Here is a 24,653-nt window from a genome sequence, read left to right on the forward strand (position 1 = left end):
GTTGGGCCGGCCATGTCCCATCGAAGGAGGCGCGATGCCCGATCTATCCAAAAGCGCGGCGGCGCTGTTCATGGCGGAGCTGTCCGCGCACGCGATCATCGATGCGATCGACGTGTCCGGCGGGCTGTCATCGAGCTTCAGCGTGCGGCACAAGGTGCGCGAAGCGAACATCAAGGCGTTGCTCGAGCGCTGCGCCGGGTCGCCCAGCGCGAGCCATGAGCGCGTGCTGGCGCTGGCCTACCTGCTGTGTTTCGCCTGCGGCGCGTATTCCGGCGCCGATCTGGCGACGCTGTATCGCTGCCGGCGCGATTCGCTGAAGGATACCGTCGTGTCGCCGCACTATGGCGGCAACGCGATGCTGCGCAACGCCTGCGTCGCGGAGCCGATGAACCTGTGGCTGGGAGCGACGAAGGAAAACCTGCAGATGAACAAGCAGATCTTCGATCCGCATTACGTCGACACGTTCAAGGTGCGGAACGACACCTACGAGTCGCCGGTGCCGATCGTCCAGCCTGCGCAGCCGGCAACCACGAACGACGCCTACCTGGCCAGCATGACGCCGCACACGACGGCAACGCTGCGGCCGGCAACGCTGCCGCCGAACGTCGCGGCCACGCTCGGCCAGCTGGCCACGCAGAAGCCCGCCCTCAAGCGCACGCTGACGCCGACGAGCGCCACGCTGCGCGCGAACATCGGCGCGGTGCACGCCGGCTTTCCAGCCGAGCGCTGGGTCCATGGGCGGGGCGAGTTGATCGGGCCGGAGCAGGTCGTCGACCACGTGTACGACGCCACGTTCGCCACCCTCGGCGCCGCCAACCAGCGGCTCGCGGCCTATCACAGGTTCCTGGCGACCAGCTTCACGGACGCCATCAAGCTGGTCAAGGACACGACGATGGCCGGCAGGAAGCACTACCGGCACCTGTACCAGCAGCTCAAGCTGCGTGGCGTCGACGACACGCACCCGAACGTCGTGTGCATCCAGGACGCGCGCCAGGGCTGGCGCGCGAACCGCGCCGAGCTCACGCACATGCTGGACACCCACCTCGCGCGGCTGCTCGCCGCGCCGCACCAGATCGGCTGGAACCATGCCACCGATGCGCCGTCGCTGCCGCCCGGCTTCTTCCTCGCGCCGTCGTGAAGACGGCATGGGTGGGATACCGCGCTGTTACTTGTGTTACGCGGGGCACCGCTCCTACGATCAGCGCAGAACCACACGCAGCACGGTTCCGTCGACGGCGCCGCTTGGCCGTCTTTCCAGATCTTGATTCCTAGTGAGGGTGTGATGGCAGACAGCTTGCAGAAATGGGTGGGACGGAACCGTCCCCCGCGCGTACAGATTACCTACGACGTCGAGATCGGCGGCGCGGTCGAGAAGAAGGAGCTGCCGCTCGTGGTCGGCCTGCTGGCCGACCTGTCCGGCCAGCCGGCGCAGCCGCTGCCGAAGCTGAAGGCGCGGCGTCTCGTCGAGATCGACCGTGACAACTTCAACGAGGTGATGGCGAAGATCGCGCCGCGCCTCGACCTGTCGGTGCCCGACACGTACAAGGGCGAAGGCAACCTGAAGATCGAATTGAACTTCAAGGAGTTCGACGATTTTCACCCCGAGGCGGTGGTGCGGCAGGTGCCGCGGCTGGCCAGGCTGCTCGAAGTGCGCCAGCAGCTGCGCGACCTGCTGGGCAAGCTCGATGGCAACGACGAACTCGATGCGCTGCTCGAGAACATCGTGCAGAACACCGAGGAACTGAAGTCGTTGCGCAGCGACGAAGCGCCGGCGGCCGAGGAAAGCCCGGCCGAGGCTCCCGCCGCCTGACGCGGCCTTTAACCTTTGAAGAGAGTTCAAGATGACCAGCACACAAACCGACGCGGGCGCCGCCGCCACCGCCACCGAGGAACTCAGCCTGTTGGACCGGATCGTCCAGGAAGGCCGGATGGCGGTCGAGCCTTCGCAGCACGCGTACGCCAAGAAGCTCCTCGGCCAGTTTGCCGCCCAGGTGCTCGATGAAGGCATGAGGACGGCGCCGGACAAGGGCATCGTCGCGGCGATCAACGAAAGGGTGGCGCAGATCGACAAGATCCTCACCGACCAGGTCAACGCGATCCTCCACGACGAGCGCTTCCAGGCGCTGGAAGGGTCGTGGCGCGGCCTGCGCGACATGGTGTTCGGCACCGAGACGGGGCCGAAACTGAAGCTGCGGCTGCTGAACGTGACGAAGAAGGAGCTGCTGAAAGACCTCGAAGGCGCCGTCGATCACGACATGAGCATGCTGTTCAAGAAGATCTACGAAGAGGAATACGGCACCTTCGGCGGTCATCCTTACTCGCTGTTCATCGGCGACTACTACTTCGGCCGCCACCCGCAGGACATCGCGCTGCTCGAACGCCTGTCGAAGGTGGCCGCCGCCGCCCATGCGCCGTTCATCGCCGCCGCCGCGCCGTCGCTGTTCGACATGCAGGAGTTCACCGAGCTGGGCGTGCCGCGCGACCTGTCGAAGATCTTCGAGAGCGCCGAGATGACGTCGTGGCGGGGTTTCCGCGACTCCGAGGATTCGCGCTACGTGGCGCTGGTGCTGCCGCGCTATGCGGCGCGCCTGCCGTACGGCGCGAAGACCAATCCCGTCGAATCGTTCGCGTTCGAGGAGGACGTGACGGGCAAGGACCACGGCAAATACCTGTGGGCCAACGCGGCCTACCAGCTGGGCTTGCGCATCACCGACGCGTTCGCGAAGCACAGCTGGACGACGGCGATCCGCGGCGTCGAGGGCGGCGGCAAGATCACCGGCATGACGGCCCATGCGTTCAAGACGGACGAGGGCGACGTCGCGCTGAAGTGCCCCACCGAGGTGTTCATCACGGACCGGCGCGAGAAGGAGTTGAACGACCTGGGCTTCATCGCGGTCGTCAACGCGAAGGGCTCCGATACGGCGGCGTTCTTCGGCGGCCAGTCCGTCAACAAGCCGAAGCTGTACAACCTGGATGCGGCGAACGCCAACGCGGCGCTGTCCTCGCGCCTGCCGTACGTGCTGGCCGCGTCGCGCTTCGCCCATTACATCAAGGTGATCATGCGCGACAAGATCGGCAGTTTCCAGACCCGCCAGGGCGTGGAGAACTACCTGAACAACTGGCTCTCCGACTACGTGCTGCTGAGCGCCAACGCGTCGCAGGGCGAGAAGGCCCGCTTCCCGCTCTCCGAAGGGCGGGTTGACGTGACCGAGGTCGCCGGCAAGCCGGGCGCGTATTCGGCCACCGTGTTCCTGAAGCCGCACTTCCAGATGGAGGAGCTGACCACCTCGATCCGGCTGGTGGCGGAACTGCCCGCCGCCGCGGCCTGATCGGAACCCCGGCATTCGCATCGCATCACCCGGGGCGCATGGCCGCCCCGCCTTCACACTATGGAGCTGACAAATGTCTGACGTACTCATTCTCGACCTCGGTGGCGACATCAAGGGCAATTGCACGATCACGGGCTTTGCCGACAAGATCATCGTCCACTCGTTTTCCCACAGCGCCTATCTGCCGATGGGCAGCGACGCCGGCAACACGGAGCGCACGCTGGGGCGTCCCGTGCTGTCGGAAATGTCGTTCTCGAAAACCTCCGACCTGTCGACGACGGCGCTGTTCAAGGCCTGCACGCAGGGCACGAAGATCGGCAGCGCCACGCTGAACATCGGCCGCGTGGAGAACGGCACCTACATGAACTTCATGACCTACGTGATGGACAACGCGATGGTGTCGCAGATGAGCTGCAGCGGTGGCGGCGGCATTCCGAACGATTCGTTCTCGATCAACTTCACGAAGATCAAGGCCGACTTCTCGCAGCAGAAGACCGACTCCACGGAGAAAGGCAAGGGCACGTGGAACTGGAACCTGGAGACGATGAAGGCCGATTGACCGTCACCTTGTATCGGCGGATGCGAGCGCGTCGATCCTGGCGCGCATCCGTTGCCACGGGCCCCGTTGAACGCAACGCAAGTACAGACGAGTGAGAGGAACGAACATGCGGAGGATACGGAATCTGGCGCCGATACCCTGTCGGCGCGTGGAACCATCGGACAGCTTGCGCGAGGTCCTGGGCCGCGCCTTCGGGCCGGCGATCGCGGACGTGGGCTATTATCAGCTTGCCCAACCGCTCGCACCGGACGTCGCGGCCGTTGCCTGTGCCGACAGCGTGTTCTTCGCGCCGGGCGAGTGTGCTCCACATACGGCCGAAGGACTGGCGCTCGTGTTGCATGAACTCGCGCACGTGCTGCAGCAGCGGCAGGGTGCCCGGCCGCCTTCCGTGGCCGGTGGCGACGTGTTGTGGTGCGATGCCGGCCTCGAAGCGCAGGCCGATGCCGTGGCCGCGGCGGCGCTGCGCCGCATCGCGACCCCGCCCGCCGGGGCGGCCTTCATCGCGCAAGGCCCGTCGCTGACGGTGGAGCAGGCTGCCGGGCCCCTGGCGGCCGTCGCCTTCCAGCCTTACGTGAAGATGGCGATCAACCAGCTGGCAACCCGCGACTCGCACTTCCGGGGCACGTCGTGGAACCTCATCGAGAGCCATTACCGCCTGATGACGGACTACGCGGCGGAAGAGCCGCTGCTGACGCATCAGCTGCAGCAATTGGGAGCGACGCAAGGGCAGCTCAACGCCGCGCTGGAAGTATTCCGGCGCTGGATGGGCCTGACGTTGGGCGGCCAGGTCTATACCGCGCCGGGCGTCATCGCCCGCAAATTCGGCCTGGATGCCACCGCGCTGGCGCGCATGGTGCTGGGCCGCACGGCGGAACTGAAGTACTACAACACCTACGCCGAATTGGCGACCGCGTTGCTGGGGGAGGTGCGTTCGCAGCCCAGCGCGCTGTTCGAAGAGGCGCTTGCCAAGGCCGTGCTGCGCACGCCCTGGATCGCGCAGGAGCTGCGCACGCTCGCGCAACGGATCGTCGTGTATTGGACGAACGTGTGCGCGACGCTCAACGTCACGCAATCCGCGTTCAGCAGCTGGCTGGGCTACTCGCCCGGCGAGGAGAATTGGACGTTCCGCGGCAGCTACTGGCAATACCACTGTTACCTCACGCCCCTCAGCGGCTTGAAGAAATGCACGGCCAATACGATCGCGGTCAATACGGCACTGCTGCACGACATGATGGAGTTCATCAAGAAGCGGGCGGGGGACGAGCACCTGTATCGCCTGTTGCAGTGGCGGGATCCGGTGACCCACCAGGACATCGAGATCCATAAACGCGACATGCGCAACAACCTCGGTACCGTGAACGAGCAATTCGAGGTCGTGCAGGCCGGCCGCCAACTGAACTACCAGATGCAGGCGGGACCGTCGTTCACGGTGTCGCAGATGATGGCCCTCGCCGACGCCGCCGACGCGCCCGCCAGCGAGCGGATCGCGCTGGCCTACGCGATCTTCGCGTTCTGGAACCAGGTCTACGCCAAGGCATGTACGCCGATCCACACGTACTACGAGGTGATGGTGGCAGCGGCCAATTACCAGGTGCCGTTCGACGCGCGCGCCTCGTACCGGCACAACACGCCCCACCAGGTGCACCCGATCCTGGACGACATCTGGCTGAACGGCGGCAATCCGCCGCTTGTTTGAGCGATCGAAGGACCGCGCGGCGGCCGTTGCCGTGCGGTGTGACTACTCAGGGAGCACAGCATGAGCCATCTGAATGCGGGATTGTCGCAGGCCGATTTCCAGAAGGACGAGGTCATTCGCGCGAGCGATCGCGAGGGCTTCAAGGGCGACACCGTCCGCGTGGTGACGCTGACCGGGCCGTTCAAGCTGTACAAGCTGACGTCCGATGGCGCGCCCGAATGGACCTCCAAACCGGCGCAGGAGGGCGGAACGGGGCAGCGGCGCATGACGCCATGGTGGACGCCGGTGGCGCCATACGAGGAAGATACCGAAGGAGCCGCCGGCCGGTTCAGGCAGGCCTACCTGAACGGGATCGACATGAGCTCGATGGTCAGGTTCATGAGCGCCGTCAAGGTCGAGTGGAACGACCTGGAGGAGTACGTCGAGATCACGATCAAGGACGGGTGCAAGGTCAGCTGCTTCTGGGGCGAATTCGCACCGATGAACCTCTCCGACGATCCCGTGAAGAACAAGGACCGCCGCGACAAGCAGAGCAGGACCGGCAGCGCGGAGCTGGGCTATGAACCCGCCGTGCTGCCGTTCGAGACCCAGGTGAGGCCGGGCGTCCAGATGCCGTTCAAGATCGGCGTGCTGCGCGCCTGGCAGTTCTTCATCCCCAACCTGAACAACGACTGGCTCAAGGATGGCGAGGCGCGCACCCGCATCGACGCGCACAACATGGAAAAGCTGGGCGTGCATCTCGGCGTCAACCTGGGCCATGTGAAGCTGCTGCGCTTGGGGTGGCTGCTCCTGAAGAACTTCCAGCTGCGCACGCAGGCGGCGGCACCGCAGCGTCCGCGCGATGCGATGCTGCTGCAGATGGACCGCTGCCTGGTCGAGCTGTTCAAGCTGTCATCGACGCCGCTCGACAGCCTGCGGCTTTTTCGCGATCTCGGCGATTCGTACGTCAAGCACGCTCCCGCGCCGGCGCTGTTGAAACAAGTGGTAGGCCAGTTCGTGATGGATGTGACTTCGATCCTCGACCCGGGCCAACGCCGCTCGGCGCTGTAACGAACGGCCCGCCAAGGAGGCACCGATGCTGTTAAGCGACTTCAGGGCGCGCACCTCGCGCGCGATACACTGGCCGTCGTCGCGCCTGCGCCTGCTCATCGGGGCGATCGAGTCGTTTCATCTGGCCCCGTCCGAGCAGATGCTCGATGCGGTTGGGCGCTGCCTGAATGCGTGGCAGATGCAGGACCCGCGGGAATACGCGGAACGAGGGCAGCCGATCCGGCAGGAGCTGGACATTGCGCTGCTGGCGGCGCGCTCGCTCTGCCCGGGCCTTGGCCTGATCGCCATCGTCGATCCCTCAGCGCATCCGCCGTATGAGCCCAATGCGTGGAACACGCACAACGTCAGGGTGAAAACCAATTGCTACGCCTACGCCTGCAACGACCGGTACGACAAGGAGGGCAATGACGAACTGCCGCATCCCGGATTGCTCCTAGCGCAGTATTATCCCGCCGAGTTCGTGTCGTACATGGCGACGGGGCATGCGGAGTATGAGAAAGTGGCCCGCAAGCCGCAGCCGGCTGGCGGTTTCGCGGCGCCGGCCCGCACCGTGGAGGCGGACGTGCGCTTTCGGGTGATGCTCGACGATATGGCCCGCGGCAAGATGAACATGGCAGGTCTGAAATCATGCATCGGGTCGGAGCAGCCCGGCTACCAGCCGGCCAATATTCCTGGCCACTACCTCGCGGCCCTGTTCATCGCCGAGAACGACTATCACTGGTACCGGCAGGACAACACCGGCTACTGGAGCCACAAGCCGGGGCAGGGCGAGGCGACGAACCTGGACGTGGCCGGACGATTGATCCGCGACCCGCGGGTGAGGCCCCTGCCGGGTTACCGCCTGTCCGGTTTCTACCACGTGCCGAAAGGCGGCGTGCGCACCGCGACGTATCCGCGGCCCGCACCCGCCGCGCCGGGCGCGGCCCCGGCAGCGGCAGAGCATTCCGGCCCCGCCGCCGCGGGCGCGGCGCAGGCCCCGTCGCAGAACGCTTCCGGCAGTGCTCCGGCAAGTGGCGCGGCCGGCAGCGCCGGACCGGTGTCGTCCAGCGGCGGCGCACAGCGGGGCTCCCCGCGCAGCGGGTCCGGGGCGGCATGACCGATACCGTCGCTGTTACTTGTGTTACCTCCCCGCGGCTGCCTACCATCGCCATACACCTGTCGCAGGAGATTCCGATGACCACCACCCACACTCCGCTGTTCGACCGCCTCGCCGGCAAGCTGGCGGCGGATGACGACGAACCGGCACCGCAGCATGCGCTGCGCCGCGACCTGGTGCGCCTGTTCAACGTCCGCAACGGGCTGACGATCGAGGAATTCCTCGGCGATGCGCCCACGGTGCTGCACTACGGCCTGCCCGATACGCTCGGCCTGTCGCCGCAGTCGGCCACCGACCTGGCGCGCTGGGAACAGGTGGTGGCGCGGGCCATCGCGCTGTACGAGCCGCGGCTGTCGCAGGTGCACGTGCATATCGTGCGCGACACGGCGCGCCCGACCAATGCGCGCATCCAGATCGATGCGGCCGTGGCGCTGGGCTGGCACCTGTCGCATGTGCACTTCCACATGCTGGTCGACGGCGGCACGGCGCAGCCGGCATGAGGAGCGTGCGATGAACGGCCAGGACGACCTGCTCGAATACTACCGCCGCGAACTGGCCTACCTGCGCACGCAGTCGGCCGACTTCGCGGCGCGCTACCCGAAGGTGGCGCGGCACCTGCGCCTGGCCGACGGCGAGGCGGCCGACCCGCACACCGAGCACCTGATCGAATCGGTGGCCTTCCTGACGGCGCGCGTGCACCGCGACCTGGACCGCGACCTGCCGGACGTCGCCGCCGCGATGCTCGATAGCCTGTGCCCGCACCTTACCCGTCCGGTGCCCGCGATGACGGTGATGCAGCTGACGCTGGACCCCGGCGAAGGCAAGGTCACCGCCGGCATGCGCGTGCGGCGCGGCACGCTGCTGTCGGCCACCGCCACGACGGGCGAGCGCTGCGCATTCCGGGTGGGCTGGGATGCCACCCTGTGGCCGCTGCGCGTGGCCGCCGTCGTGCAGGAGGAGCCGCGCACGTTGCGCCTGGACTTTTGCACGGACGGCGGCATGGACGTCGCCGAACTGGAGCTGGACACGCTGCGCCTGCACCTGGCCGGCGACCTGCTGACGACGATGCCGCTGCACGAGATGCTGGCCGGCGCGTTGCAGCACGTCGAACTGGTCGGCGGCGGTACCGTGCACCGGCTCGGCGCCGGCGCGCTCACCGAGGCCGGCTACGCGGAGGACGAGGCGCTGCTGTGCCAACCGGGCCACGGCCATCCGGCCTACGGACTGCTGCAGGAGTACTTCGCATTCCCCCGCAAGTTCCAGTTCTTCGACCTGCGCGGCCTGCGCGGCCGGCTGGGCCACGGCACGGGCTTTTCCGTGCGCCTCGTGTTCGCGTACAGCGCGCCCGTGCTGGCGGTGCTCGGGCCGGCGCACGTGCTGACCAACTGCGTGCCGGCCGTGAACCTGTTCCCCGTCACGAGCGAGCCGATCGCGTACGACCGGCGCCATCACGAATACCTGCTGGTGCCGGACCGGCGCCGCGACGCCGTGCTGGAAGTGCATACCGTGCTGGCCGTGACGGCATCGAGCCCGCTGCAGGAGCGCACCGAGACGATCCCGAACGCGTTCGCCGACGGTGACACCGCGCCGCTCGGCTGGACGATGCGGCGCGAGACGAGCCTGCGCAAGGGGATCGCCGGCACGGACGTATACCTGGCCTTCGTCGACCGGCAGGACGTGCGCGCCGCGCTGACCGAGCCGGTGATGTACGCCGAGCTGCTGTGCACGAACCGGCAGCTGGCCGACCACGTGGCGCCCGGCACGCGCTTTTACGGCGACGGCATCGCCACCTCGACCGTCATCCGCGCACTGTACCAGCCGAGCGCCCAGCGTGCGCCGGCGCTCGGCACGAAGGCGCTGTGGGCGCTGGTGGCGCTGATGCGCCTGAACCACCATTCGCTGGTGGACGGCACGGCCGGCGTGCAGACGCTTCAGCGCATGCTGCTGTTGTTCGCCGGCGGCGGCGCACGCGACCAGGTGCAGATCCGCGGCATCGCCAGCCTGCGCGCGGCCAGCGCGATGGCGCGGCTGGGCACCGACACGTGGCGTGGCCATTGCCGCGGCACCGACATCGAGCTCGAATTCGATGCCGATGCGTTCGCGGGCACGTCGCCGCTCGTGCTGGCCGGCGTGCTGGCGCGCTTCTTCGCGCTGTACACCACGGCGAACTCGTTTGTCCGGCTGGCCGTCGTGCGGCGCGGCGAGCTGTGGAAGCAATGGCCGGCGCTGACGGGGCGGCAATGTCTGATCTGATCGCCCAGCTGCGCCGCGCGCCGTACGGCTTCGACCTGTTCCAGGCCATCAGCCTGCTCGAACGGAGCGAGCCGGCACGGGCGGCGGTGGGCACGTCCGCCGGCATCGACGAAGCGGTGCGGCTGGCCGGCCAGACCGATTTCGCGTTCCCGGCCAGCGACGTGGCCAGTGTGCGCAACAGCGCCAGTGCCGGCCCGGCGCTGACGTTGCGCACGGCCGCGCTGACACTGGCCGGCGGCCACGGCCCGCTGGCCACGCCGTTCGCCGAGCTGCTGCTGGAACGGCGCCGCCAGCGCGACCACGCCGGGCTCGATTTCCTCGACATCTTCAACGGCCGCCTGCTGGGGTTCTGGTACCGCGGCCGCAGCAAGCGCCACCTCGCGCTGCGCCCCCACGCGCAGGACAGCGCGGCCCTCGTGCGCGCGCTCGACGCGCTGTCCGGCCTTGGCCTTGCCGAAGGCGTGCGCGGTCCGGACGGCGCGCCGGCCTGGCTGCGCCACGCCAGCCTGCAGGGTGCGGCCCCGCGTTCGCTCGCCACGCTGCTGGCCGTGCTGCGCGACCGCACCGGCATCGCTTTCGACGGGCGCCAGATGGTGGGCCGCTGGCGCGAATTGGCGCCACGCGACCGGGCCCGGCTCGGCGCGCACAGCCTGGGCGGCGGCTCCAGCCTCGGCGCGCGGGGATGGGACCAGGCGGCGGCCATCGCGCTGACGACGCCGCCGCTGGCCCCCGCGCCATTCGCGGCGCTGCTGCCGGCGGGGGCGCAACACGGCCTGCTGGCGTGGCTCGTGGCGCGCCACCTGCAGCAGGACATCGCCGTCACGCTGCGGCCCACGCTGGCCATCCAGCCGGCCACGCGGCTCGGCGTCGGGCAGGCGCTGCCGCCACGCCTGGGCCACAGCGCCTGGCTGTGCAGCGCCGGCGTCAGCGGCGCGACCTACACGCAACCCGTCTTCACATTGCGGAGCTGACGATGCAGACCGATATCCGTGCACTGCTGGCGAAGCTGGATGCCGAATGCCGGGGCGCGATGAGTCGCGCCGCCGAGCTGTGCGTGCAGGAGACGCATTTCAACGTCGAGCTGGAACACCTGCTGCTGGCGCTGGCCGAGCCGGACGGCACGGAGTTCGCGCGGCTGCTGGCCCACTTCGCCGTCGAGCCGGCCACCGTGCGTGCGCAGGCGCAGGCCAGCCTGGCGGCATTCAAACGAGGCAACGGCCGCACGCCCGCGCTGTCGCCGCACTTCACCGCGCTGTTCGAGCAGGCGTGGCTTGCCACGTCGGTGCAGCTGGGTGGGCAGCACATCCGCGCCGGTGCGCTGCTGCTGGCGATGCTGGACGTGGACAGCCTGCGCGGCGCGCTGCTCGAGACCGCGCCGGCGCTGCTGACGATCCCGCGCGAGCGGCTGAAGATGGAGCTGCCGCGCCTGCTGGCCGGTACTGCCGGTGACGATGCGCTGCCGGCGCAGGCGGGCGGCACGGCGCTGGAGCGGTACACGGTGGACATGACGGCGCTGGCGCGTGCCGGCCGCATCGACCCGGTGCGCGGCCGGCACGCCGAGATCCGCCAGGTCGTCGACATCCTGCTGCGGCGGCGCCAGAACAATCCGATCCTGACGGGCGAGGCGGGCGTCGGCAAGACGGCGGTCGTGGAAGGCTTCGCGCTGCGCGTGGCGGCGGGCGACGTGCCGGCGGCGCTGGCGAACGTGCGCGTGTGCGCGCTGGACCTGGCGCTGCTGCAGGCCGGCGCCGGCGTGCGCGGCGAGTTCGAGCACCGCCTGAAGTCCGTCATCGCGGAGGTGCGCGGCGCGACGCCCGCCGTGATCCTGTTCATCGACGAGGCGCACCAGCTGATCGGCGCGGGCGGCGCGGAAGGGCAGGGCGACGCGGCCAACCTGCTGAAGCCGGCGCTGGCGCGCGGCGAGCTGCGCACGATCGCCGCCACCACCTGGGCCGAATACAAGAAGCACGTGGAACGGGATCCCGCACTGGCCCGGCGCTTCCAGGTCGTCAAGGTCGACGAGCCGACACCGGAAGCGGCGCTCGGCATGCTGCGCGGCGTGGCCGCCGTGCTGGCGCGGCACCACCAGGTCGAGATCCTCGACGAGGCGGTGGCGGAGGCGGTGCGCCTGTCGCACCGCTACATCGCCGGCCGCCAGCTGCCGGACAAGGCCATCGGCGTGCTCGACACGGCCTGCGCGCGCGTCGCCCTGGCCCTCGCCGGCACGCCGCCCCAGCTGGAAGAGCTCGAGCATGAGGCGGCGCTGGCCGAGGAAGCGCTGCAGGTGCTGCGCGGCAGGCTGGCGCGCGGCGAAGCGGATCCTGGCGAGGCCGAGCGCGCCGCGGCGGCGCTGGCCCGCCTGCGCGAACGGACGGCGCAATTGCGCGCCAAGCTGGACGAGGAGCGCCGCGCCGTCGACGAGATCGTGGCGCTGCGGCGCCGCATCGCCGCCGGCACGGACGATCCGCAGGCCGATGCGGCCCTGCTGCGGCGCCTGCAGAAGGGGCTCGAGACGATCCAGGACGGCGAGGCGCTGGTGGCGGCGTGTGTCGACGCGGCCACGGTCGCCGACGTCGTCGCCAGCTGGACCGGCATCCCCGTCGGCCGCATGCTGGCCGACGAAGTGCATACGGTACTGCAGTTGCACGACCGGCTGTGCGAACGGGTGATCGGCCAGGATGCGGCGCTCGACGCGATCGCCAGCCGCGTGCGCACGTTCCGCGCCGCGCTCGACGACCCCGGCAAGCCGGTCGGCGTGTTCATGCTGGTGGGGCCGAGCGGTGTCGGCAAGACTGAGACGGCGGCCGCGCTGGCCGAGCTGCTGTACGGCGGCGAGCGCAATCTCGTCACGATCAACATGTCCGAGTTCCAGGAGGCGCATTCGATTTCCAGCCTGAAGGGCGCGCCGCCCGGCTACGTCGGCTACGGCAAGGGCGGCGTGTTGACGGAAGCCGTGCGCCGCCGGCCGTACAGCGTGGTGCTGCTGGACGAGATGGAAAAGGCCCATCCCGACGTGCTCGAGCTGTTCTTCCAGGTGTTCGACAAGGGCACGATGGACGACGGCGAAGGCACGCCGATCGACTTTCGCAATACGGTGATCCTGTTGACGTCGAACGCGGCGCAGGAAGTCGTCACGGAGGCATGCCGGCATGCGCGGCCGGATCCGGCCCAACTGGCCGAGCTGCTGCGCCCCGCGCTGCTGCGCCGCTTCAGCCCCGCCTTCCTCGGCCGCGTGGTGCTGGTGCCGTACTACCCGCTGGAGGATGCGCAGATCGCCGTCATCGCCGAGATGAAGCTGGCCCGGCTCGCACAGCGCTTCGCCGCCCACCACCAGGCCCGCTTCACGTGGGACGACGCGGTGGCCGCGGCCATCGCGGCACGCTGCACGGAGGCCGACAGCGGCGCGCGCAACATCGAATTCATCCTCACGCAGACGGTGCTGCCGGAGCTGGCGGCGCACGTGCTGGAGCGGATCGCCACGGCCAGCCCGTTCGGCGCCGTGCATATGCGGATGGACGGCGCGCGCTTCGCCTACGCGTTCCGCGACGCGCCGTTGCGGGGGGCGCCATGAGAACGCAGTTCCAGCAGGGCGGGCTGCTGCGGATCGTGTCGCCGTTCGGCGCCGACGACCTGCTGCTGGACCGCGTCGAAGGCAGCGAGGGCATTTCCGAGCCGTTCCGCTTCCATCTGACGATGCGTTCCGGCAGTACGGCGCTCGACCCGGCCGCCGCGATCGGCAAGGAGATGAACGTGACGATCGCCGCGCCGGGCGGCGCCAATCGCCACCTCGGCGGCGTCGTGGCGCGCTTCGTGCAGACGGGCCAGGACCACGACTTCGCCGTCTACGAGGCCGAGCTGGTGCCCACGCTGTGGCTGCTGACCCTGGCGCGCGACCGGCGTATCTACGCCAACCAGACGACCGATGCGATCGTCTGCGACGTGCTGGCCCAATTCGGCGTGCAGTACGACTCGAAGCTGGCCGGCACCTATCCGCAGCGCGACTACTGCGTGCAATACGACGAGACGGCGTTCGACTTCGTGGCGCGGCTGATGGAGCACGCGGGCATCGCCTATTACTTCACGTTCGACGCCAGCGGCCACCGGATGGTGCTGGCCGACGATCCGGCCCACTTCGCCGAGTGCGCCGGCGGCGCCGCGCTGCGCTACTGGCCCGGCACCGGGCTGACGCAGCCTGGCGACGCCGTCACCCGCTTCGTGCACGAACACCGGCTCGTGACGCGCGAAGCCACCGTCAGCGACTACGACTTCCGCACCCCGGATACGTCGCTCGAGGGCAGCGGCACGGGTGACGCCGGCAAGGGCGCGATCTACGAGTTCGCCGGCGGACAGACGACGGTGGCGCAGGCCCAGGCGCTGGCCCGGCTGCGCGTCGAGGCGGCGCAGGTGGATGCGCGCGCGCTCCACGGCGACAGCAACTGCCAGGCGGTGGCCGCCGGCACGCGCTTCACGCTGTCCGGCCACTTCGTGCCGGCGCTGAACGGCGCGTTTGTACTGCGCCGCGTGCACCACGTGGCGCACGGCGGCGGTTACCAGAACACATTCGAGGCGTTTCCCGCCGCGGTGCCGTTCCGCCCGGCCGTCGTCACGCCGCGCCCGCGCGCCACCGGCTGCGAGACGGCCGTCGTGGTCGGGCCGGACGGCGAGGAGATCTGGACCGACCGGCATGGCCGCGTGAAGGTGCGTTTTCCGTGGGACCGCGGCGCGGCCGATCCGGAGCGCGCGCCGTGGGTGCGCGTGGCGCAGCCGGCCGCCGGCAGCGGTTTCGGCGCGCTGTTCCTGCCGCGCGTGGGCCACGAGGTGGTGATCGCGTACGTCGACGGCGATCCGGACCGGCCGCTCGTCACCGGCTGCGTCTACAACGGGAACAACACCACGCCTGCCGCGCTGCCGGCGGACCAGACGCAGACGATCCTGCGCACCCGTTCGTCGAAGGAAGGCACGGCCGGTAACGAGCTGCGCTTCGAGGACAAAAAAGATGCCGAACAGCTGTATCTGCACGCGCAAAAGGACATGCTGACGGAGATCGAGAACGCGCTGACCACCACCGTGCGCAAGGGCGCGCAGGTGCACACGCTGGAGGAGGGCGACCGCACGGTCGAACTGAAGAAGGGCAGCGAAACGCACACGGTGGCCGGCAAGCGCGCCGTGACGGTGAAAGGCGCCGAGACGCATGCGAACGACGCGGCGTTCACGCATACGGTGAAAGGCGACTACGCGCTGACGGTGGACGGCAGCCTGACGATCACGGTGACGGGCGCGCTGAAGCTGGTGACGAAGGATGCGCTGGCGCTGGAGGCGGCGCAGGCGCTGTCGGCGAAGGCCGGCACGGCGCTCGCCTGCGAGGCGGGCACCGACCTGACGAACAAGGCCGGCAAGGCGCTGCTGCACAGCGCGGGCCTGAAGATCGAAAGTAAAGCCACGATCATCAACAGCAAGGCCGATGCCGCGCACACGGTGGAGGCGGGCGCCAACCTGACGCTCAAGGGCGCACTGGCGAAGGTGAACTAGATGGACGGCGTGCCGACGACGATCGAGGAGCGGGACGACACGGGCCGGCTGCTGCTGCGCTGCGCGATGGCCGGCGGTGCGCTGCACGGCGACTATGAGGAGTACGGCCCGGCCGGACTGCCGGCGCTTGCCGCGCACTTCGCGCACGGCAAGCTGCACGGCACGATGCGCGCCTACGGGCCGGATGGCGCGCTGGTGCAGCGCGGCGAGTTCCGCCACGGCGCGGCCCACGGCCTGATGGAGACGTTCGTCAACGGCCGCCGTGTGGCCGCGCAGGAGATGGCCGACGGCGTGGCCAGCGGCCCTTCGCTGTCGTACGACGAAGCGGGCCAGGTGACCGCGCGGCTGACGTTCGCCGCCGGCAAGCCCGATGGCCCGGCCACGTTCTACCACGAGGGCCGCGAGGTGCGCAGTGCGGTCTACCGCAACGGACTGCTGGATGGCGAAGCGGTGGACCGCGACGGGCACGGCACCGTGGTGCAGCGCTGCACCTACCGCGCCAATCTGCTGCACGGCGCGGTGCGGCGCTTCTGGCCCGATGGCGCCCTGATGGAGGAAGTGCACTACCGCGACGGCGTGCCGGTGGAGGAGCCGGCGCGCTACGACCGGCGCGGCAAGCGGATCGGCCACGCGGAGGCGGCGCCGGCCCTGTTCGAACGGATCAAGGCATTGCTGCGGGGGGAATGATGGGACAGCAGGTATGCGGCGGCGCGCTGCTCAAGTGCTCGTTCGGCGCGGCGCCCGGCACGCTGAACGTGCTGCCGCAAAGCGGCGTGACGACGGGCATGGCGGCCGCGTCGATCATGGACAACAAGCCGATGGTGAACGTGACGTCGTTCGCGATGTGTTCGTCGCTCGGCAATCCGCAGGTGGCCGCCGCCACGGCGGCCGCGCAGGGCGTGCTGACGCCGATGCCGTGCGTGCCGATGACGTCCGCACCGTGGACGCCCGGTGCGCCGACGGTGCTGGTGGGCGGCATGCCCGCGCTGAACGACGCGTCGAAGCTGATGTGCACGGCCGGCGGCGTGATTGAAATCTCCGTGCCCGGTCAACTGACCGTGGCGATTCCGTGACTTTACTTTGCGAGGCCGAAGATGGAATTCCGATTCAAATTCACCAAACGCCTGGTCGTGCTGGGGGTGCTGTGCGCCGTGGCGCTGGTCGTGCTGCTGCTCGCGCTGGGCTTCCAGATCGGCGTGCGGATGGCGGCCGAAACGGCCGGCCCGGCCTTGCCGGCGCCGCTCGAACGCGCCACGCCGGCGCCGAAGGCCGCGCCATGACTAATGCGCTCGGCCGCATGGCGCTGGCGTTGCTCGCCGCGGCCGCGCTGGCCGGCTGCGGCGCGCTGTCCGGCGCGAAGGCGCTGGTGGGCCTGGCGCCGGCGCCCGTCAAGCCGGATTGGGCCAACGTCACGCTGGCCGCCGCGCCGGATGCGAATGCCGACAGCGCGCTGGCCGTCGACATCGTGCTGGTCAAGGACCCGGCGTTGCTGGAGAGCCTGTCGGCGATGTCGGCGGCGAAGTATTTCGGCGCGCGCGAGAACCTGCTGCGCACGTTCCCGGACGGGTTGACGGTGCTGGCCGTGGAGATCACGCCGGGGCAGCTGATCCGCCTGCAGCCGGAGCGCTACCGCAAGGAGCGCGCGTGGGCCGCGCTGGCCTTCGCCAACTATGCGAATCCCGGCGAGCACCGGCTGCGCCTGGCGCTGGACCGGCCCAGCTGCGTGCTGCAGCTGAACGCCCAGGAGTTCGTCGCCGCCGGCATGGCCGGCACCACACCGGGCACCGCCCGTTGAACGAGGAAGAACCATGATCGCCGAAGCACAGTTGTTGGACCGGATCCAGTGGCACGAAGGCATGCTGCTCGCGCCGCAGCAGTTCCAGCAGGAGAGCGCGCGGATCGACGCGCTGGTGGCGTGGCAGTCGCTCGCCGCGCAGCCGTGCGCATGGGGCGTGCGCCGCCTCGTCGTCGACGAAGCGCGCCTGACGACGGGCCTGCTGCGCATCCTCCTGCTGGAGGCGATCCTCCCGAACGGGATGCCGGTGTGCTACGACGCCACGCGCGCCCAGGACCGCCCGCTGGAGCTGGACCTGGCGCCGTTTGGCGCCGCGCTGGACGGCGGCGACCTGCCCATCCACCTGGCGGTCGGCGCGCTGCGTTCGCTGCGCCTGCCCGGCCAGCCGGCGATGTTCCGCGGTATCGACAGCGCGGCCGTGGACGACGAGGTCTCCGACGCGCTGGCCTGCGAGGTGCCGCGCATGGCCGCCAACCTGCAGCTGATCGCCGGCAAGGCGCCGGGACCGGCGTGGGTCGCGCTGCACCTGATGACGCTGCAGAAGGCCAACGAGATCGTGCGCCGCGCGCCGTTCTGGCCCGCGCAACTGGCGGTACCGGCCGATGCCGACCTGTGCCGCCGCGCGCGGGAGCTGGCGGCGCACATGCGCAGCAAGGCGGTATTCCTGGCGCGCCAGGGCACGGCGCCGTCGTCGCGCCTCGAGGACCGCCTCGCGGCGCTGGAACAGAAGGGCCGGCTCGCGAGCCTCGTGCAGCACCTGCCGTTGCTCGAAGCGGTGCTGGGCGACGCGACGATCCAGCCGCACGCGCTGTACCTGGCGCTGTGCGCGCAACTGGGGCCGCTGGCGGCGCTGCGGCCCGGTGCCGTGCCGATCGCGCCGCCGCCGTACCGGCATGGCGACAGCTACGCGGCCTTCGACATGGTGCTGGGCGCGCTGGAAGACCTGGCCGGGGAGGTCAGCCAGGAGTGGCGGACCTGCACGTTCGCGTTCGACGGCCGCGCCTTCTCGCTGCCGCTGCGCCCGGAGTGGCTGGGCAAGCGCCTCGTGGTGGGCTTGCGGGGCCCGGGCGAGCGCGAGCTGACGCAGTGGATGGCCGGCGCCGTGATCGGCTCGCGCAACGTGTGGACGGCGCTGTGCGAGCGGCGCGTGCTGGGCGCCGGGCGCTCCCGCATCGACGCGGCGCCGGAACTTGGGCTGCGCGAAGGAACCGGCTACCTGCTGTACGCGATCGAGCCGGCGGCCGAATTCATCGTGGCCGAGCAGGCGCTCCAGGTCAGCAATATCAACGAACACGTGGCGGCCCACCGGCCGCTCGAACTTGTCCTCTTCATCAGGGGGTGATCATGACGAACCAATCGAATGAACGTGCGGCGGCCGGGCGGGACGACCTGGCGTCGAGCCAGTTCCGCCACTTCGCCGCCGTGCTGGCGCAAGCGGCGCAGGCCGCCACCAGGCTGGGCGAGCACGAGGCGCAGGCGGGCGCCGAGGCGCTGTCGCGCCAGCTCGTGCAGCTGATCGAGCTGCACACGCTGGAAGCGGGCCGGCAGGGCGGCAAGGCGGGCCTGGACGCGGAATTGCAGGCCCGCTTCGTGAAGGCGGCACTGGCCGACGAGGTGCTGCTGCACACCGACTGGGCCGGCCGCCAGCACTGGCAGCATGTGCTGCTGGAGGCGACGCTGTTCAACACGGCCTACGCGGGCCAGCAGGTGTTCGCGGACATCGAGCAACTGCTGCGCGAGCGCGACGCGGGCCGGCGCGGCGTGGCCCGGCTGTACCTGCACCTGCTGTCGCTGGGCTTCCAGGGCCGCTACCGCGGCAGCGCCGACCTCGGGCCGATCGCCGCCTGCCGCCGCGAGCTGTTCCAGCTGATCTACCAGCGCCCGGCGGATCTGGGCGGGCGCGACGCAGTGCTGGCGGAGCAACCCTATGCCAGTACGCTGACGTATGGCGGCGGGCGCCGGCTGCCGAAGCTGAGCCGGCGCGGCGTGATGCTCGCCGTCGCGCTGCTGCTGCTCCTCGGCGTGTCCGAACTCCTCTGGCTGTGGCAGTCGTGGCCCGTGCGCGACGCCGTCGACGCGCCGCTCGCCCAGCTCGCATCCGTTGCCGCGCCGGGCCGCGCCGCGTGGGAGACCGCATCATGCTGAACGATCTCGCCGATAACGTGGCGATTGCCACGCTGCTGCTCGTCACGCTGCTGGTGGCGCTGCTGCTGGGGCTTGTCGTGGCGGCGGCGCTGCGCGGCACCGGCCAGGCCCCGCTGGGCGCCGACACGCTGCGCCGGTCGTTCCGCCGCGCCGTCAAGCTGATCGAGGGGAACCTCGCGGCGCGGGCCGAACGCTACACATTGCCGTGGGCGCTGCTGCTGAACGACAGCGCGGCGCGGCCGCTGCCGCTGGGCCAGGCCGGCATCCCCAGTGCGCTCGGTACCGACAGCGCGGCGACCGCCGCGGGGCACGGCATCGACTGGCATTTCTTCGACGCGGGCGTGGTCGTGCAATTGCAGGGGGAGCACCTGGGCGCGCCCGATGCGCGCGGCGGCGTGTGGGACCACCTGCTGGGCCTGTGCCGCGGGTACCGGCCGCAGCGGCCGATCGACAGCATCGTGCTGGCTGTGCCGGCCGCGGCGCTGCTGGCCGCCGGCCCGGAAGAGCAGGCGGTCCTGACGGCGCGCGCTCAGGCGCTGCACCGGCGCCTGTGGCTGGCGCAGAACCGCCTGGCGCTGCGCATTCCCGTCTACCTGATCGTGACGGAATGCGACACGCTGCCCGGTTTCGCCGCGTTCGGGGCCGCGCTGCCGGATGCGCTGTGCCGCTCGATGCTGGGCTGGTCGGCACCGTTCGAGCTGGTGGCACCGTTCCGGGCCCAGTGGGTCGACGAGGCGGTCGACGAGATCGTCGGTGCCGCCGCCGACCGCTGCGCCGAGCTGTGCGCGCTGGAGCCGGCCGGTGCCGACAGCGCCACGTACTTCATGCTGCCGGGCGAGCTGGAACGGCTGCGCGCCGGCCTGAAGCTGTTCTGCGAGGAGTTGATGCGGCCGAGCGCCTACCACGAGCCGTTCCTGCTGCGCGGCGTGTACCTGACGGGCGATCGGGGCGCGTCGGCCGCGCTGCTGGCCGGCACGGTGCAGCCACCGGGCGCCAGCGAGCTCGTGCCCGCCGCGATGGATCGCATGCCGGTGTTCCTGCGCGACGTCTTCGAGCGCAAGATCTTCGCCGAGGTGGGCCTCGTGCAGTCGTCGTCGCAGCGCCTGCGCCGGCCCGCCGCCACTCGCGCCGTGCACTGGGCCGCGCTGGCGGTGCCGGCCGTGTGGGCCGTCGGGCTTGTCGTGGCCACCGTGCGGCTCAACCACCTGGGCGACAGCCTGACCGGGTCGCTCCAGGCGCTCAATCGCGATACCCGCGCCAGCCTGCGCGCCGGGCAGGGCGGCGGCCTTGACGCGCAGCGCGGCCAGCAGCGGGCGACGGACGCGCTGCAGAACATCGAGCGGCTCGGGTCCGCCCATTTCAGCTCCGTGTTCATGCCCGGCTCGTGGCCCGTGTTCGACGACTTGCACCAGCGCGTGGTGCGCCGGCTCGAGCAGGGCTTTGCCGACAACGCGTTCGAGCCGCTGCGCCGCGCCGCGTTCCTGCGCGTCAGCCGGTTGACGGGCGTGCCCGTCGACAGCGCGACCGGTGCGCTGATCGGCGGCGCGCAGTGCAGCTTGCCGGCCGGTTGGCGCGAACAGACGGGGCTGCCGGCGCCCGCGGCGCTGAACCTGGAAGACCTGCCGCAGTACCGCGCCACGCTGGCGTACCTCGGCAAGCTCGACGAACTCGATCGCGTACTGGCCGCGATGCTGCGCTTGAAGCGCGCCGAGTCCGGCCGGCCCGCGGGCGCCGACCTGGCCCTCGTCGTGCGCGTGTTGCTGGGCACCGAGTTGACCGGCGGTGCGCCGGCCCGCACGGCCGCCGTGTTCCGCACGGTGGCGCAGCGCGAGCCGTCGCTGGCGCTTGAGCCGCTGCAGGCCGCATCGCGCTGCGCGTTGCGGCGCGCCGGCGAGGCGATGTACGAACGCCTGTTCGACGGGAATGGCTTGCTCGCCTCCGAGCGCACCTTGGGCACGAGCCTGGCGGCGCTGGCCGACGGCAGCGCGTTCGAGACGAGCCTGGCCGGCCACCTGCAAGTGTGGCACACGGTGCGCGACACGCTGGACCTGCAGCAAAGCCAGCTCGCCGGCGGCAAGGGCGCCTGGATGCACCAGGACGTGCTGACCCTGGGGCCGGGATACGACGCGCTGCTCGGGCGCATCGGCGCCAACGCGCTGCTGGGCAAGCCGGCCGTGCTGGAACACCAGCGCCTGGCGGCCGACGGTTTCGGGCGCTTCGCCGTCCTGTGGAACGCGGCGCTGTCCGCGCCGGGGCCATTGGCCGGCACCGGCAGCGGCGCGGGCCTCGTGTGGACGGGCGCCGGCTGGGCCTTCAGCGCCGAGCGCAAGGCGCTGCACGAGGCGGTGGCCGGCCTCGTCGCGCAACCGTTCATGACGGCGCCGCCGGAGAGCGCGTTCGCCACGGCCGGCAACGGCACCGTCGGGTGGGACAAGGCGCTGCTGGAACAGGCGCTGCACCTGCCCGACGCGCGCCGCACGTTCCTGGCCGGTCCGTACGCGAAACTGCCGGCGGCGCTGCAGCACCCGGCCGGCGTGCTGGCCGACGAAGCGCTTGCCGCCACCGCGCAGAGCCTGTTGACGCGGGCGCTGAACGTGGTGCCCGTCGAGCTGCCGGGCAGTGGCGACGGGGAACGGGCCGCCGTGCTGCGAGTGCGCGCGTGGCTGCAGGAGATCGGCGCCGATCACGTGACGGCGGAGCTGGATGCCGTGCTGGCGCGCGACGCCGTGGCACGCCTGCTGCGTCTCGACGAGGCCTTCGCTGCGGCCGACGTGTTCGTGCCGAGGGACCGCGCGTTCGGCACGTGGAAGGGCGAGAAGGGGGCGCTGCTCGATGCGTTCGGCGCCGGCGACGCGGCGGCGCTCGGCGCCTACGTGGCGCAGCAGCAGGAATTCGTCGACACCGTGGCGCGGGAGGCCGAAGCCGTGCTGGCGCAGCTGGCGCGGGTGGCGGCCGGCCACCCGGTGGCGGCGCGCTGGCAGGCGATCGTCGCCGACGTGCGGCGCTATCGCCTGAAGAGCCCCGCCAGCTCGCTGATGGCGCTCGAGCAGTTCATCGTCGGCCCCGGCGCCGATCTGGACCTGGGCAACTGCACGGAGAAGCTGACGGCACGGGCGGCCTGGCGGCGCGGCGGCGACGTGTTCGCGGAGCGCCTGAGCGCGCTGCAAACGGGCTTGCTGGCGCGCTGCCGTGAGCTGTCCGCGAGCCGCTACCGCAGCGAGTGGGAACGCTTCGCCGAGGTGTACAACCGCGACCTGGCCCAGCATGCGCCGTTCGCCGCCGTGCCGGGCAGCGCGGCGGCACCGGCCGATCGCGATACCGTCGGCGCGGCGCTGAAACAGTTCGACCGGGCCAGGGCGGCCGGTGCGCAGGCCGATGGCGGCGCGGCCGGCATCGCCGTGCGCGACGCGGGCGAGCAGCTGCGCCGCATCCGCGACGTGCTGGCGCCGCTGTATCCGGCCGATCCCGGCCAGGCCGCGGGGCTCGACGTCACGGTGCAGTTCCGCGCCGCCGGGCAGGGCGAGGCCGGCGCGAACCAGATCATCGACTGGAGCCTGGTGATCGGCCCGGCCACCGTGCGGCTGGGCGAGCCGGTGCGGGCGTTGCGCTGGGAGCCGGGCATGCCGGTGCTGCTGGCGCTGCGCTTCGCGCGCGATGGCGCCGGTGTGCCGCGCGCCGATGCGGCGCAGGCGCACATGACGGTGGCCGAGCGCGCGGTGACGTATCGTTTCGACGACCCGTGGGCGCTGTTCAGCTTTATCGGCGCGCAGCGCGACGCCGACACGCCCGGCGACCCGCGCGCGGCGCTGCTGCGCTTCGAGTTTCCCGTGCAGCAGGCCGCGGCCGCCGTGCGGGCGCGGGTGTTCGTGCGGCTGGCCGTCAGCGCGCCCGGCAAGCAGGCACCTCTCGCTTGGCCCACGGTCTATCCGGCGCGCGTGCCGCTGTGGCAGGAAAGCGCCAACCAACTCACCACGGCGGCCCAATGAATACGATGACCGATCCTGTCGACAGCGAGCGGCACATGCTCGACCAGTTGCTGGCGCCGATCGCGCCCGATGCGCCATGCGGCGCGCCGGCCGGCTTCGATGCGGTGTTCACGCGCATCCGGCTGCTGCGCGAGGAGGACGACCCGGCGCTGCCGATGCGCCAGTGGGAGCGCCCGCTGAAGGAGGCCGACTGGCCGGCCATCGAGGCGCTGTGCGTGGACGTGCTGACGACCCGTTCGAAGCACCTGCAGATCGCCGTGTGGCTCGTGGAAGCATGGCTGCGCCAGCGCGGCTACCCGGGCCTGGCGCTGGGCCTGCGCCTGCTCGACGGCCTGCTGGCCACGTACTGGAGCGGGCTGTATCCGGCCATCGAGGACGACGGCGACTGCGACCAGCGCCTCGCCCCGCTGGAGTGGCTGAACGAGGCGCTGGGCCAGCAGGTGGCCGTGCACGCGCCGTTGCTGCCGCTGGACGACCGCAAGCCGCCGTTCCTGGCCCTGGCCGCGTGGGAACGGATGACGGCGCAGGAAGTGGCCGGCGAGGCGGCCGCGCCCGGCGGCGACGACGCGCCGCTCACGCGCGCCGGCACGCGGGAGCTGGCGTTGCGCGCGCCGGCGGCCCTGCGCAGCACGCGCGCGGCGGTGGCGCAGAGCTGCGCCGCGCTGCACGCGATCCACGAGGGCCTGGTGCGCCAGCTCGGTGCGCAGGCGCCGAACCTGGCGCGCCTGCAGGCCACGCTGGAAGCGGCGCTGCGCGCGCTCGCGCACCTGGAACCGGCCGGCGCCGCGCTCGTGCTGGATGCGCCGGCGCTGCCGGCGGCCGCGCCGATCGCGGTTCCGGGCGACCCGGTGGCGTTGGCGCCCGTGTTGCCGGCGGACGTGGTGCCGGGCATTGCCACAGCCGGCTGGCGCAACCGCGCCGACGCGTATGCGACGCTCGACGCGCTGGCCGCGTACCTGATGGAGATCGAACCGCACAGCCCCGTTCCGTTCCTGATCCGGCGCGCGCTGCACTGGGGCGCGATGCCGTTGCCGGAGCTGATCGCTGAAATCATCCGCGAGGAAGGAGACTTGAACCGCCTGATCGGCGTACTAGGCCTGAAGATGTAGTCCGCCCGGTATCGGGTCATTTCATGATCTGGATCATTCAAATTTTTGCTGCAACTCAACACAATGCGTTCCGCGAGCGACAAAAGCCGCCCGAACAATCGACAAC

The 24,653-nt window shown here is 70.6% G+C and carries 20 protein-coding genes; all 20 read left to right on the forward strand.

The features are described from left to right. The first annotated feature begins 34 nt into the window (after positions 1 to 34). Positions 35 to 1,138 carry a hypothetical protein gene (locus IP92_RS24325; protein WP_145880140.1) on the forward strand — a complete coding sequence of 368 codons (1,104 nt, stop codon included), beginning with the start codon at positions 35 to 37 and terminating at the stop codon, positions 1,136 to 1,138. Between the two features lie 144 nt (positions 1,139 to 1,282). Next, entirely contained in the window at positions 1,283 to 1,810 is a 528-nt protein-coding gene (gene tssB / locus IP92_RS24330) for a type VI secretion system contractile sheath small subunit (RefSeq protein WP_145880143.1), read from the forward strand. A gap of 31 nt (positions 1,811 to 1,841) precedes the next feature. Next, entirely contained in the window at positions 1,842 to 3,329 is a 1,488-nt protein-coding gene (gene tssC / locus IP92_RS24335; RefSeq protein WP_145880145.1) for a type VI secretion system contractile sheath large subunit, read from the forward strand. Positions 3,330 to 3,402: 73 nt separating this feature from the next. After that, complete coding sequence (locus IP92_RS24340) at positions 3,403 to 3,888, forward strand: Hcp family type VI secretion system effector (RefSeq protein WP_145880147.1); 486 nt, start codon at positions 3,403 to 3,405, stop codon at positions 3,886 to 3,888. A 166-nt stretch (positions 3,889 to 4,054) separates the two neighbouring features. Then, on the forward strand, positions 4,055 to 5,584 hold the full coding sequence (locus IP92_RS24345) for an eCIS core domain-containing protein (protein WP_158206868.1): 1,530 nt from the start codon (positions 4,055 to 4,057) through the stop codon (positions 5,582 to 5,584). A gap of 60 nt (positions 5,585 to 5,644) precedes the next feature. Further along, positions 5,645 to 6,634: a hypothetical protein gene (locus IP92_RS24350; protein WP_145880151.1), complete on the forward strand. Its 990-nt coding sequence runs from the start codon at positions 5,645 to 5,647 to the stop codon at positions 6,632 to 6,634. A 25-nt stretch (positions 6,635 to 6,659) separates the two neighbouring features. Further along, positions 6,660 to 7,730, forward strand: a complete 1,071-nt coding sequence (locus IP92_RS24355) for a hypothetical protein (protein ID WP_145880154.1) — start codon at positions 6,660 to 6,662, stop codon at positions 7,728 to 7,730. Positions 7,731 to 7,807: 77 nt separating this feature from the next. Beyond that, positions 7,808 to 8,230: a type VI secretion system baseplate subunit TssE gene (tssE, locus tag IP92_RS24360; RefSeq protein ID WP_229418951.1), complete on the forward strand. Its 423-nt coding sequence runs from the start codon at positions 7,808 to 7,810 to the stop codon at positions 8,228 to 8,230. Positions 8,231 to 8,240: 10 nt separating this feature from the next. Then, positions 8,241 to 9,983, forward strand: a complete 1,743-nt coding sequence (tssF, locus tag IP92_RS24365) for a type VI secretion system baseplate subunit TssF (RefSeq protein ID WP_145880156.1) — start codon at positions 8,241 to 8,243, stop codon at positions 9,981 to 9,983. Next, positions 9,971 to 10,954: a type VI secretion system baseplate subunit TssG gene (tssG, locus tag IP92_RS24370; protein WP_145880159.1), complete on the forward strand. Its 984-nt coding sequence runs from the start codon at positions 9,971 to 9,973 to the stop codon at positions 10,952 to 10,954. Before tssF ends, tssG begins: the two co-directional genes overlap by 13 nt. A gap of 2 nt (positions 10,955 to 10,956) precedes the next feature. Then, the gene (gene tssH, locus IP92_RS24375) at positions 10,957 to 13,554 is read left to right on the forward strand and encodes a type VI secretion system ATPase TssH (protein ID WP_145880162.1); all 2,598 of its coding nucleotides are present in this window, start codon (positions 10,957 to 10,959) and stop codon (positions 13,552 to 13,554) included. After that, positions 13,551 to 15,512 carry a type VI secretion system Vgr family protein gene (locus IP92_RS24380; protein WP_145880164.1) on the forward strand — a complete coding sequence of 654 codons (1,962 nt, stop codon included), beginning with the start codon at positions 13,551 to 13,553 and terminating at the stop codon, positions 15,510 to 15,512. The genes tssH and IP92_RS24380 overlap by 4 nt, the downstream gene beginning before the upstream one ends. Beyond that, entirely contained in the window at positions 15,513 to 16,199 is a 687-nt protein-coding gene (locus tag IP92_RS24385; protein WP_229418952.1) for a toxin-antitoxin system YwqK family antitoxin, read from the forward strand. Continuing rightward, the gene (locus tag IP92_RS24390; protein WP_145880257.1) at positions 16,199 to 16,585 is read left to right on the forward strand and encodes a DUF4280 domain-containing protein; all 387 of its coding nucleotides are present in this window, start codon (positions 16,199 to 16,201) and stop codon (positions 16,583 to 16,585) included. The genes IP92_RS24385 and IP92_RS24390 overlap by 1 nt, the downstream gene beginning before the upstream one ends. A gap of 21 nt (positions 16,586 to 16,606) precedes the next feature. Then, a complete protein-coding gene (locus IP92_RS24395) occupies positions 16,607 to 16,792 on the forward strand; it encodes a hypothetical protein (RefSeq protein ID WP_145880166.1) in 186 nt (61 codons plus the stop codon). Then, positions 16,789 to 17,307: a hypothetical protein gene (locus IP92_RS24400; protein WP_229418953.1), complete on the forward strand. Its 519-nt coding sequence runs from the start codon at positions 16,789 to 16,791 to the stop codon at positions 17,305 to 17,307. Before IP92_RS24395 ends, IP92_RS24400 begins: the two co-directional genes overlap by 4 nt. Positions 17,308 to 17,320: 13 nt before the next feature. Then, on the forward strand, positions 17,321 to 18,649 hold the full coding sequence (gene tssK, locus IP92_RS24405) for a type VI secretion system baseplate subunit TssK (protein WP_229418954.1): 1,329 nt from the start codon (positions 17,321 to 17,323) through the stop codon (positions 18,647 to 18,649). 2 nt (positions 18,650 to 18,651) lie between these two features. Then, on the forward strand, positions 18,652 to 19,452 hold the full coding sequence (locus tag IP92_RS24410) for a DotU family type IV/VI secretion system protein (RefSeq protein ID WP_145880168.1): 801 nt from the start codon (positions 18,652 to 18,654) through the stop codon (positions 19,450 to 19,452). Then, a complete protein-coding gene (locus tag IP92_RS24415; RefSeq protein WP_145880170.1) occupies positions 19,446 to 23,438 on the forward strand; it encodes a type VI secretion system protein in 3,993 nt (1,330 codons plus the stop codon). The genes IP92_RS24410 and IP92_RS24415 overlap by 7 nt, the downstream gene beginning before the upstream one ends. Then, positions 23,435 to 24,547, forward strand: a complete 1,113-nt coding sequence (gene tssA / locus IP92_RS24420; RefSeq protein WP_145880172.1) for a type VI secretion system protein TssA — start codon at positions 23,435 to 23,437, stop codon at positions 24,545 to 24,547. Before IP92_RS24415 ends, tssA begins: the two co-directional genes overlap by 4 nt. Positions 24,548 to 24,653 lie beyond the last annotated feature (106 nt).

Source organism: Pseudoduganella flava (assembly GCF_007830495.1).
GTDB lineage: Bacteria > Pseudomonadota > Gammaproteobacteria > Burkholderiales > Burkholderiaceae_D > Rugamonas > Rugamonas flava.

Excerpts from the sequence above, each read along its gene's own strand:
- IP92_RS24355 (WP_145880154.1), top strand. The coding sequence starts at position 6,660 with ATGCTGTTAAGCGACTTCAGGGCGCGCACCTCGCGCGCGATACACTGG.
- IP92_RS24340 (WP_145880147.1), top strand. The coding sequence starts at position 3,403 with ATGTCTGACGTACTCATTCTCGACCTCGGTGGCGACATCAAGGGCAAT.
- IP92_RS24325 (WP_145880140.1), top strand. The coding sequence starts at position 35 with ATGCCCGATCTATCCAAAAGCGCGGCGGCGCTGTTCATGGCGGAGCTG.
- IP92_RS24390 (WP_145880257.1), top strand. The coding sequence starts at position 16,199 with ATGGGACAGCAGGTATGCGGCGGCGCGCTGCTCAAGTGCTCGTTCGGC.
- IP92_RS24410 (WP_145880168.1), top strand. The coding sequence starts at position 18,652 with ATGACGAACCAATCGAATGAACGTGCGGCGGCCGGGCGGGACGACCTG.
- IP92_RS24380 (WP_145880164.1), top strand. The coding sequence starts at position 13,551 with ATGAGAACGCAGTTCCAGCAGGGCGGGCTGCTGCGGATCGTGTCGCCG.
- tssB (WP_145880143.1), top strand. The coding sequence starts at position 1,283 with ATGGCAGACAGCTTGCAGAAATGGGTGGGACGGAACCGTCCCCCGCGC.
- IP92_RS24385 (WP_229418952.1), top strand. The coding sequence starts at position 15,513 with ATGGACGGCGTGCCGACGACGATCGAGGAGCGGGACGACACGGGCCGG.
- tssA (WP_145880172.1), top strand. The coding sequence starts at position 23,435 with ATGAATACGATGACCGATCCTGTCGACAGCGAGCGGCACATGCTCGAC.
- IP92_RS24415 (WP_145880170.1), top strand. The coding sequence starts at position 19,446 with ATGCTGAACGATCTCGCCGATAACGTGGCGATTGCCACGCTGCTGCTC.
- tssG (WP_145880159.1), top strand. The coding sequence starts at position 9,971 with ATGTCTGATCTGATCGCCCAGCTGCGCCGCGCGCCGTACGGCTTCGAC.
- tssC (WP_145880145.1), top strand. The coding sequence starts at position 1,842 with ATGACCAGCACACAAACCGACGCGGGCGCCGCCGCCACCGCCACCGAG.
- IP92_RS24395 (WP_145880166.1), top strand. The coding sequence starts at position 16,607 with ATGGAATTCCGATTCAAATTCACCAAACGCCTGGTCGTGCTGGGGGTG.
- tssF (WP_145880156.1), top strand. The coding sequence starts at position 8,241 with ATGAACGGCCAGGACGACCTGCTCGAATACTACCGCCGCGAACTGGCC.
- tssK (WP_229418954.1), top strand. The coding sequence starts at position 17,321 with ATGATCGCCGAAGCACAGTTGTTGGACCGGATCCAGTGGCACGAAGGC.
- IP92_RS24350 (WP_145880151.1), top strand. The coding sequence starts at position 5,645 with ATGAGCCATCTGAATGCGGGATTGTCGCAGGCCGATTTCCAGAAGGAC.
- tssH (WP_145880162.1), top strand. The coding sequence starts at position 10,957 with ATGCAGACCGATATCCGTGCACTGCTGGCGAAGCTGGATGCCGAATGC.
- tssE (WP_229418951.1), top strand. The coding sequence starts at position 7,808 with ATGACCACCACCCACACTCCGCTGTTCGACCGCCTCGCCGGCAAGCTG.
- IP92_RS24400 (WP_229418953.1), top strand. The coding sequence starts at position 16,789 with ATGACTAATGCGCTCGGCCGCATGGCGCTGGCGTTGCTCGCCGCGGCC.